Annotated in this window: 7 protein-coding genes; 3 read left to right on the forward strand and 4 right to left on the reverse strand. The window is 72.0% G+C overall.

The genetic code is table 11. The features are described from left to right. Positions 1–97: 97 nt before the first annotated feature. Positions 98–766: a nucleoside monophosphate kinase gene (locus tag AB0J67_RS37020; RefSeq protein ID WP_363489775.1), complete on the reverse strand. Its 669-nt coding sequence runs from the start codon at positions 764–766 to the stop codon at positions 98–100. Between the two features lie 80 nt (positions 767–846). Here AB0J67_RS37020 and AB0J67_RS37025 point away from each other — a divergent pair, with 80 nt between their 5' ends. Then, the gene (locus AB0J67_RS37025; protein WP_363489777.1) at positions 847–2,208 is read left to right on the forward strand and encodes an FAD-binding oxidoreductase; all 1,362 of its coding nucleotides are present in this window, start codon (positions 847–849) and stop codon (positions 2,206–2,208) included. Between the two features lie 9 nt (positions 2,209–2,217). After that, complete coding sequence (locus tag AB0J67_RS37030) at positions 2,218–3,450, forward strand: class I SAM-dependent methyltransferase (RefSeq protein ID WP_363489778.1); 1,233 nt, start codon at positions 2,218–2,220, stop codon at positions 3,448–3,450. Here AB0J67_RS37030 and AB0J67_RS37035 read toward each other — a convergent pair. The 3 genes from AB0J67_RS37035 to AB0J67_RS37045 form a co-directional block, all read right to left on the reverse strand. After that, complete coding sequence (locus AB0J67_RS37035) at positions 3,440–4,018, reverse strand: ATP-binding protein (RefSeq protein WP_363489780.1); 579 nt, start codon at positions 4,016–4,018, stop codon at positions 3,440–3,442. The genes AB0J67_RS37030 and AB0J67_RS37035 overlap by 11 nt on opposite strands. A gap of 118 nt (positions 4,019–4,136) precedes the next feature. Next, positions 4,137–5,261: an amidohydrolase family protein gene (locus AB0J67_RS37040; RefSeq protein WP_363489782.1), complete on the reverse strand. Its 1,125-nt coding sequence runs from the start codon at positions 5,259–5,261 to the stop codon at positions 4,137–4,139. Further along, entirely contained in the window at positions 5,249–6,610 is a 1,362-nt protein-coding gene (locus AB0J67_RS37045) for a glutamine synthetase family protein (protein ID WP_363489784.1), read from the reverse strand. The genes AB0J67_RS37040 and AB0J67_RS37045 overlap by 13 nt, the downstream gene beginning before the upstream one ends. A 311-nt stretch (positions 6,611–6,921) precedes the next feature. Between AB0J67_RS37045 and AB0J67_RS37050 the strand changes: the two genes are divergently transcribed. Further along, positions 6,922–8,997 (forward strand): PQQ-dependent sugar dehydrogenase, encoded by a 2,076-nt coding sequence (locus tag AB0J67_RS37050; protein ID WP_363489786.1) that lies wholly within the window; start codon positions 6,922–6,924, stop codon positions 8,995–8,997. Positions 8,998–9,178 lie beyond the last annotated feature (181 nt).

A 9,178-nucleotide genomic window follows, 5' to 3' on the forward strand; every position in this document is an offset into this window, starting at 1 on the left:
GGGGTGTATTTTTTGTTGGCCATTTCTGTTTTAGTGTTTCGTGATCGAAGTCATCCAGATAGGCCAACGTCTATGCAAAAACGGGGTCCGGTGCGGGTCAGCTCGTGGTGCGGGTGGCCTTCTTCGTGGGTAGGGGGAGGCCGAGCTGCTCGCGGATGGCGCGCTGCACCGCGGACTTGCTCGCGGTGGCGTCCACGGTCACCACCAGCTCCTTGGCGCGGAACAGCTCCAGCGCCGGATCCGTCTTCGTGTGGTAGTCGGCCAGCCGGGCGGCGAGCGCCTCCTCGGTGTCGTCCTCGCGGGTGACCAGCTCGCCGCCGCAGGCGTCGCAGCGGCCTTCCTTGGCGGGGCGGTGCTCGATCAGGTTGTAGTCCATGCCGCAGTGCGCGCACAGCCGCCGCGCCAGCACGCGGCGGCGCACCTCGCCGTCGGGCAGGTCGAGGTGGATCACCGCGTCGACGTCGTAGCTCTCCATGAAGAACTGCGCCTGGCGCAGGTTGCGCGGGAACCCGTCGAGGATGAAGCCGTGGTTCCAGTCGTGCAGCTCCAGCCGCTCGCGCACCAGGGACTCGGTGAGCGCGTCGTCGACCAGCTCGCCCGCGCTCATCGTGCGGCGCACCTGGGCGCCGATCTTGGTGTGGTACTGCACGTGCCAGCGGTAGATGTCGCCCACGGCAATGTGCACGAGGTCGAACTCCGCGGCGAGCAGCTTCGCCTGCGTACCCTTGCCGCTGCCCTGGATTCCCATGATCACGTACTTGCGCACGAATGGATCCTTTCACGCCCGCGTATCGGCATCGAGTGATTTGTCTCCCTTCCGGCCGTTCCCGGAGGTACGTTGCGAGCGTGGGGCCATCCGTTGAGGACCATGCCGGGGCCGTGCGCGCCCTGCGGGCGCAGTACGAGTCACTGCCCCGCGGCGAGCCCGTGCGGCTCGCCAAACGAACCTCGAACCTGTTCCGCTTCGGCCGCCCGGGCGCCGGGCCGGGGCTCGACGTCAGCCGCTTCGACGCGGTGCTCGGCGTCGACCCGGTGGCCCGCACCGCCCAGGTGCAGGGCATGGTGACGTACGAGAAGCTGGTCGACGCCACGCTGCGCCACGGCCTGATGCCGCTGGTCGTGCCGCAGCTCAAGACGATCACGCTCGGTGGCGCGGTGGCCGGGCTGGGCATCGAGTCGGCGTCGTTCCGCAACGGCCTGCCGCACGAGTCGGTGCTGGAGATGGAGATCCTGACCGGCGACGGCCGAGTGGTCACCGCGCGGCCCGACAACGAGCACGCCGACCTGTTCCGGGCGTTTCCGAACTCGTACGGCACGCTCGGCTACGCGCTGCGGCTGACCATCGAGCTGGAGCCCGTGCAGCCGTACGTGAAGGTGCGCCACCGCCGCTTCGACGACGCGACGGCCTGCTTCGCGGCGCTGCAGGAGATCTGCGCCACCGGCCGCGACGGCGAGGCCCGGGTCGACTTCCTCGACGGCACCGTGTTCGGCCCGCGCCAGATGTACCTGACCATCGGGTCGTTCACCGACACCGCGCCGTGGACCGGCGACTACACCGGGCAGGAGATCTACTACCGGTCGCCGCTGCACCGGCCCATCGACTACCTGACCGTGCGCGACTACCTGTGGCGCTGGGACACCGACTGGTTCTGGTGCTCGCGCGCGTTCGGCGCCCAGCACCCGGTGGTACGCAGGCTGTGGCCGCGCCGCTACCGCCGCTCTGACGTGTACCACCGCATCGTCGGCTTCGACCGGCGGCACCGCGTCAGCGCCCGGCTGGACCGGCTGCGCGGCCGGCCGCCGCAGGAGGCCGTGGTGCAGGACGTCGAGGTCCCGGTGACCGAGGCGCCGCGCTTCCTCGACTTCTTCCTCGGCGAGGTGGGCATCACGCCGGTGTGGCTGTGCCCGCTGCGGCTGCGCGAGCCCGAGCCGTGGACGCTCTACCCGCTCAAGCCCGACGAGCTCTACGTCAACTTCGGCTTCTGGTCCAGCGTCGCCCGGCGGCCGGGCCAGGCCGCCGACCACCACAACCGGCTCATCGAGGCACGGGTCGACGAGCTGGGCGGGCACAAGTCCCTCTACTCCACCGTGCACTACCCGCCCGAGGAGTTCTGGGAGCTCTACAACGGTCCCGCGTACGCCGCGGTCAAGCACGAGTACGACCCGGACGGGCGGCTACCCGACCTGTACGACAAATGCGTTCGGTGAGGTGTGTCCATGGCAGTGGCGAAGGTGATCCAGCAGCTCATCGCGGGCCCGGTCCCGGTCCGGTTCACCGCGTTCGACGGGAGCAGCGCGGGCCCGTCCGACGCGGACATCGGCATCGAGATCCGCAGCCCGCGGGCGTTGAACTACCTGGCCACCGGTGGTGGCGGGCTGGGCCTGGCGCGGGCGTACGTCTCCGGTGACCTCGAGGTGTCCGGAGACCTCTACACCGCGCTCGCCGGGCTGGACCGGCTGGAGCTGGACAAGTCCTGGTCCAGCCGGCTGCGTACGCTGCGGCAGCTGGGCGGGATGAAGCTGCTCAACCCGCCGCCCCGGCCGCCGATGGAGGTGCGCCTGCGCGGGCGGCGGCACTCCAAGGTCCGCGACCGGGCCGCCATCGCGCACCACTACGACGTGTCGAACCGGTTCTACGAGTGGGTGCTCGGGCCGTCCATGGCGTACACCTGCGCGGTCTACCCCGACGCGGCGGCGACCCTGGAGCAGGCGCAGTTCGCCAAGCACGACCTGGTCGCGCGCAAGCTCGACCTGCGGCCCGGGATGCGGCTGCTCGACGTGGGCTGCGGCTGGGGCGGCATGGTCATGCACGCCGCCCGGGAGTACGGCGTCCGCGCGCTGGGCGTGACGCTGTCGCGCCGGCAGGCGGAGTGGGCCGCGAAGGCGATCGCCGAGGCGGGCCTGTCCGACCTGGCCGAGGTGAGGTTCATGGACTACCGCGACGTGCCCGCCGGGCACTTCGACGCGGTCAGCTCCATCGGCCTGACCGAGCACATCGGCCGCGCCCAGCTGCCCGGCTACTTCCGGTTCCTGCTGCAGCGGCTGCGCCACGGCGGGCGGCTGCTCAACCACTGCATCACCCGGCCCAGCAACCTGGAGCCCGCCGCGCACCGGCGCATGTTCATCAACCGGTACGTCTTCCCCGACGGCGAGCTGCACGGCGTCGGCCACCTGATCTCGGCCATGCACGACAACGGCTTCGAGGTGCGCCACGAGGAGAACCTGCGCGAGCACTACGCGCGCACGCTCGCGGCCTGGTCGGCGAACCTCGACGCGCACTGGGACTCCGCCGTGGCCGAGGTCGGCCTGGGCCGCGCCCGGGTGTGGCGGCTCTACCTGGCCGCGTGCCGGCTCGCCTTCGACCGCAACACGGTGCAGCTGCACCAGGTGCTCGGCGTACGCCTGGACGCCCGCGGCGCCAGCGGCATGCCGCTGCGTCCTAGCTGGTAGGGGTCACTCCGGGCGGGCCGTCCAGGCGCAGCTTGGCGGTGACGGTGGTGCCCAGCGGGCTGGAGTCGATCGTCAGCCGCTCGGAGAAGCAGCGGGCGATCCACAGCCCGCGCCCGGAGGGCTGCTCGGCCGACGGCGGCTGCCAGCCCGCGGTGTAGGGCCGGGCCAGCCCGTCGCCGAAGTCGGTGACCTGGCAGAACAGCCAGCCGGGGTACTTGGCGACGCGGAACCTGCCCGCGCCGCCCGCGTGCATGACCACGTTCACGACCAGCTCGGTCACGACCAGTTCCAGCGCCGAGCTCACCGGCTCGGGCAGGTGCCAGCGCTCGGCCAGCTCGGCCACCCGCAGCCGGATGCCGCGCAGGTCGGCGGAGGTGAACGGGCCGTGCACGATCTCCTGCACGTGCGGCGTCACGGCGGGTGGGCCGTGCCCGGCGTCGCCGAGCTCGTCCGGGCCGGCCAGCCGCAGCGTGGAGACCGTGCCCTGGGTGCCCGGCGGGAAGGGGTTGCGCCGGGCCCTGCGGGCCGGCTGGCCGGTGCCGTAGCGGATCCTGGCGGCGGGATTCATGAGCGACCTCGATCGGGGAGGGGTACTGCTGCCGCCACTTCCATACCCGCTCACCGCCGTTTTGATCGCCCGTTCGACGACCGTAGCCCCGATCGGCCACCCGGCGCCAGAGCGAAGATCACGCCAGCCGGTAGAGCCGGGCCGCGTTGCCCGCCCCGATGCGCTCGGCGACGTCGTACGCACCGGCCCGCGTCAGCGCGCCGTCGGCGACCAGCTCGCCCAGCACCCGCCCCAGGCCGTGGCGGAACTGGGCCGCGCCGACCAGGTACAGCTCGGGCAGGCCGATCGCGTCGGAGGAGTAGAGCAGCTTGCCGAACGGCGCCAGCTCCAGGAACTCGCCGAGCACCGCCGCGGCGCGGCCGCCCAGGTGCGTCACGGTGAGCCCCACGTCGACGTAGACGTGCGGGTACACCTGCGCCAGCCAGCCAGCCTGCCGGTGGTACGGGTAGCAGTGCAGCAGCACCAGCGGCACGCCCGAGGCCAGCGTCGCCTCGCAGAACGGCTGCAGCAGCGCCGGGTCGGCGCGGGCCAGCGGCTGGTCCCGGTCGCCCCAGCCGGTGTGCAGCTGGATCGGCAGCCCCGCGTCGACCGCGCACCACAGCAGGTGGCGCAGCAGCACCGGGTCGGTCAGCCGCTCGCCGTCGCGTTGCCAGCGGGCCGCCGCCGCGGTCACCTCGTGCGGCTGCGGCCGCGCCGGGTCGAGATCGAGACCGTGCCGGTACGCCGCGATCGACTTCACCGCGACCGCCCCGGCGAGCGCCTCGTGCAGCGCCTCGCCGAAAGCGGCCGCGAACCCGGCCGCGTCGGTGCCGGGCGCGACCTGCTCGGCCAGCAGTTCGAGGCGGACCACCCAGCGGGTCGGCGCGCCCGCCAGCGTGCCCAGCACCGCGTGGTCGACCAGGCCGCCCAGCACCGGCCCGGTGTCGACCAGCAGCGCGGACAGGTTCGCCGCCCGCAGCAGCCGCCCGGCGGCCTCGTCCGCGCCCAGCCGCCGGCGGCGGCGCAGGTAGTCCTCGACCGGGGCGTGCGCGGGCAGGTCCAGCACCGGCGCGCACCAGCGGCGCAGCGCCCACCCGAGCTGCCCGTCCAGGTACGACACCCCCGGGGGCGCGGGATCGTCCGCCTCGGTGCACCACAGCGCGAACGCCGCGTCGTCCAGCGGCGCCGTGGTGATCGCGTGGCAGTGCGCGTCCACCAGCGGCAGCTCGCCCAGGTCCAGTCCACCGGGGGTCAGTAGCGCCACCGCACGGCCTCCACCAGCTCCTCGGGGCTGAGCCGCCCCAGGGTCTCCGTCTCCGCGCGGTGCACCGCCGTGAAGGCGTCGAGCAGGCCCTCGCCCAGCGCCGCGACCAGGCCCGCGTCGGCGCGCAGGGCCGCGTCGGCCAGCGCCGGCGTGTCCGGCAGGCGCGGCGGGCGGCGGCCCTCGGCCAGCGTGAACGGGTCCACCGCGACCTCGTCGGGCAGCCGCAGGCCCGCGTCGGCGGCGTCGGCGGCCATCGCGCAGACGGCGCCGACCACCAGGTACGGGTTGGCCGAGCCGTCGACGCACTTCACCTCGGCGTTGGCGGCCCTGTCCCGCGCCCCGGCCGCGCCGGTGACCAGGCGCAGGCCCGCCTCCCGGTTCTCCCGGCCCCAGCACTGGTAGGCACCGGCCCAGCGCTGCGGCGCCTGGCGCAGCGCGCTGGCCCAGCTCGGCGCGCCCAGCCCGGCCAGCGCGGGCAGCCGGTCCAGCACCCCGGCCAGCACCGACTCGCCGCGCCGGGTCATGCCGTACGGGCCGTCGCCGCCGGCGAGCAGGTTCGCCCCGCCCGCCCAGGGCGAGAAGTGCAGGTGCATGCCGTTGCCGACGTGCTCGGCGACGGACACCGGCGCGAACGAGGCGCGCAGGCCGTGCCTGAGCGCCAGCGCCCGCACGGTCTCCCGCACCAGCACCACCCGGTCGGCGGCGGTGACCGGGTCGTCGGCGGCCGTGGACAGCTCGAACTGGCTCGGGCCGTACTCGGGATGGAACTGCTCCACCGGGACGCCCTGCGCGGCCAGCGCGGAGAGCAGATCCCGGCCGAAGTCGGAGAGCTGGATCAGCCGCGTCATGCCGTACGCGGGCCCGTCCGCGGCCGGGGAGCCGTCGGGTTTGCCGAGGAACCACTCCAGCTCGAACGCCATCCGGAAGGTGAGCCCCGCCGCGCCTGCCCGCTCGACCATGCGCTGCGCGAACAGCCGCTGGTCGGGCGGGTACGGCGCGCCGTCCTGGGTCCACCGGTCCACCGGCGCCCAGGCCCAGCCCGGCTGCGCCGCGAGCACGGTGAGCGCGCCGAGGTCGGGGTGCAGGCGCAGGTCGCCGACCGGGCCGCCGATCAGGTCGCCGGAGGTGATGGAGTCGTCCACGCAGAACACGTCGTGCACCTTGGACATGCCGACGCCCCAGGCGGCGGCGTGCGCCAGGCGCTCGGTCGGCACCGCCTTGACGCGGGTCACGCCGGTGTTGTCCACCCAGGTCAGCGCCACGCCGTGCACTCCGGCGGCGGCGAGTTCGACGGCGGCGGCCCGCGCGGCGGCGGCCCGCGCGTCCCGATCGAGCACGGGCTCCCACATGTCCGGAATTCTGCCGTACCAGCCGCTTTCCGGGTCCGGGACGCCGCGATTGTCTGCGGCCGGTCCGCCCGCCGGGCCGGTGGCCCGGTTGCCACGGGGATGATCGCGAGTTCGGGTCGAAAGGTTTGCCTAGGCCGCACATCCTGACCCGAACTCGCGATCATCCCGGGACCGCGTGCCGCGATACAACATGAAACGGGCAAACGCTACTGAAACACGCTTATAAGCGTGTAATGCATGAAAACACCACGAGTTGTCGGTACCCTCGCCCGAGTTGCGTGAGGTGACGACGACCCCGGGGGAAAGCCAGCATGACCGCTCGCAAGGTGGCGCTCGCCGGCGAAACGATCCTGGTCGCGATCGTGCTCAGCATCTTCGGCATCGTCTCCGCCTGCCAGTACGTCGGCGGGCCGGTGCTGCCCGCCTCGTCCGCGCCGCTGGGGCCCGTGATCAGCGAGCCGGAGGTGGACAACCAGCTGCTCAGCGGCGCCGACGTGCACATGGAGACCAGCCCCATGCAGGACGTCGACGCGGGCTCCGAGCACGTGTGCACCGACTGGGAGATCTGGACGGCGCAGCCGCACGAGCGGGTCTGGTTCGCCGGCTGCCTGGCCGGCGTGCTGAAGGCGCACACCCACCTCGGCGACGGCGTGTTCGAGAACAGCTTCGCCAAGCGCCGCGACCTGGCCGGCAACCGTGACTACGAGCTGCGGGTGCGGCACAAGGACAACAGCGGCAACCCGGCGACGGAGTGGAGCCCGTACACGACGCGGCCGTTCAAGACGGACAAGGACCGCAAGCCGCTGCCGGGCGCGCCGCAGTGGCTGGTGGCGCAGGACGGCTACCGCGTCGAGGAGGTCGCCTCGGGCTTCCAGCTGCCGGTCAACATCGCCATGGTGCCGTCGCACGCGATCGCGCCGGACAAGCCGCTGTTCTACGTCACCGAGCTCTACGGCACCATCAAGGTGGTGCGCGGCGACCTCAAGGTCAGCGTGTACGCGAAGAACCTGCTGAACTGGGACCCGTACGCGAAGTTCCCGGGCGCCGGCGAGATCGGCCTGACCGGGATCGTGGTCGAGCCGCAGACCGGCGACGTGTTCGCGAGCATGCTCTACCAGCGGGGGGCGGAGTTCTTCCCGAAGGTGGTCCGCATCCACAGCGAGGACGGCGGCATGACGGGCAAGACCGTCACCACGGTCCTCGACCTCAAGGACGACGCGCAGGTCGCCTCGCACCAGATCTCGAACCTGACCATCGGCCCGGACGGCAAGCTCTACGTGCACATGGGCGACGGCTTCCTCCCCGACAAGGCGCGGGATCTCAATGACACCCGGGGCAAGGTGCTGCGGGTGAACCTGGACGGCACCGCGCCGGAGGACAACCCGTACTTCGACCCGGCCGACAAGAGCCAGACCAAGGACCTGGTGTTCGCGTCCGGCTTCCGCAACCCGTTCGGCGGGGCGTGGCGGGCCGCCGACGGCCAGCACTACTCGGTCGAGAACGGCACGGTCAACAACGACCGGCTCGCCCGCGTGGTCAAGGGCGCCGACTACGGCTGGAACTCCAACACCTCCAGCCTGCGCAAACGTGCCCTGTTCAACTGGGCGCCGACGCACGCGCCGGTCGGCATCACCTTCGTGCAGAAGGAGGGCAACCAGGCGGCCGGCTTCCCGGAGAGCAAGCTCGGCAACGCGTACGTGTCCGAGAGCGGCCCGACCTTCGGCACCGGGCCGCAGGTGCGCGGCAAGCGGATCGTCGAGTTCACCTTCGGCAAGGACGGCACCGTCTCCAAGCCGAAGACCCTGGTCGAGTACAACGGGTACGGCAAGACGACGGTGGCCGGGATCGCGGCCGGCCCCGACGGGATCTACTTCTCCGGGCTCTACCCCGAGCAGGGCTACGACCCCACCGTGCCCGGCGCGAAGATCTACCGCGTGCGGTACGCCCCCAAGCCCGCGGGCAAGCCCAAGCCGGTCGCCGCGAAGGAGCAGTGCACCGACGGCGACCTGCAGGTCATCGCGCGCTCGTCGAAGACGCAGGTCAAGCGCGGCGCGCCGGTCACCTTCACGCTGGTCATCAAGAACCTGGCCAAGCACACCTGCAACCGGGACATCGGCGCCGACGCGCAGGAGCTGTTCCTGATGCACGGCACCGAGAAGGTGTGGTCGTCGGACCACTGCGGCGCGCCCAAGGGCAAGCAGGTCACCGCGCTCGCCGCGGGCCGCGAGATGGTCTTCACCGTGCCGTGGAACGGCAAGTCCAGCTCCTCCTGCGACAAGTCGCAGGTCAGGGTGTCGACCGGGCCGGTGCCCGAGGCGGGCTCGTACCAGCTGTTCGCCCGCGTGGGCACCGACCGCAGCGCCCCGGTCTCCATCAAGCTCAACTGACCCGCGCCCGGGGGCCCACCCGGCCCCACCCGCACCCGTTTTGCCATTGACGTTGGCCTATCACATCGACTTCGATCTCGTCTGAGTCGATGTGATAGGCCAACCGCGAATCGAGGGCCCCAGGGCGGGCGGTATGAATGCTTCCGTGAGCCATTATTCTGTTTGTGTCATCGTTCATTTA

The sequence above is a fragment of the Catellatospora sp. NPDC049609 genome (assembly GCF_040675365.1).
Taxonomy (GTDB): domain Bacteria; phylum Actinomycetota; class Actinomycetes; order Mycobacteriales; family Micromonosporaceae; genus Catellatospora.

Coding starts and splice junctions, on each gene's coding strand:
- AB0J67_RS37030 (WP_363489778.1), top strand. CDS start 2,218: ATGGCAGTGGCGAAGGTGATCCAGCAGCTCATCGCGGGCCCGGTCCCG.
- AB0J67_RS37035 (WP_363489780.1), bottom strand. CDS start 4,018: ATGAATCCCGCCGCCAGGATCCGCTACGGCACCGGCCAGCCGGCCCGC.
- AB0J67_RS37045 (WP_363489784.1), bottom strand. CDS start 6,610: ATGTGGGAGCCCGTGCTCGATCGGGACGCGCGGGCCGCCGCCGCGCGG.
- AB0J67_RS37050 (WP_363489786.1), top strand. CDS start 6,922: ATGACCGCTCGCAAGGTGGCGCTCGCCGGCGAAACGATCCTGGTCGCG.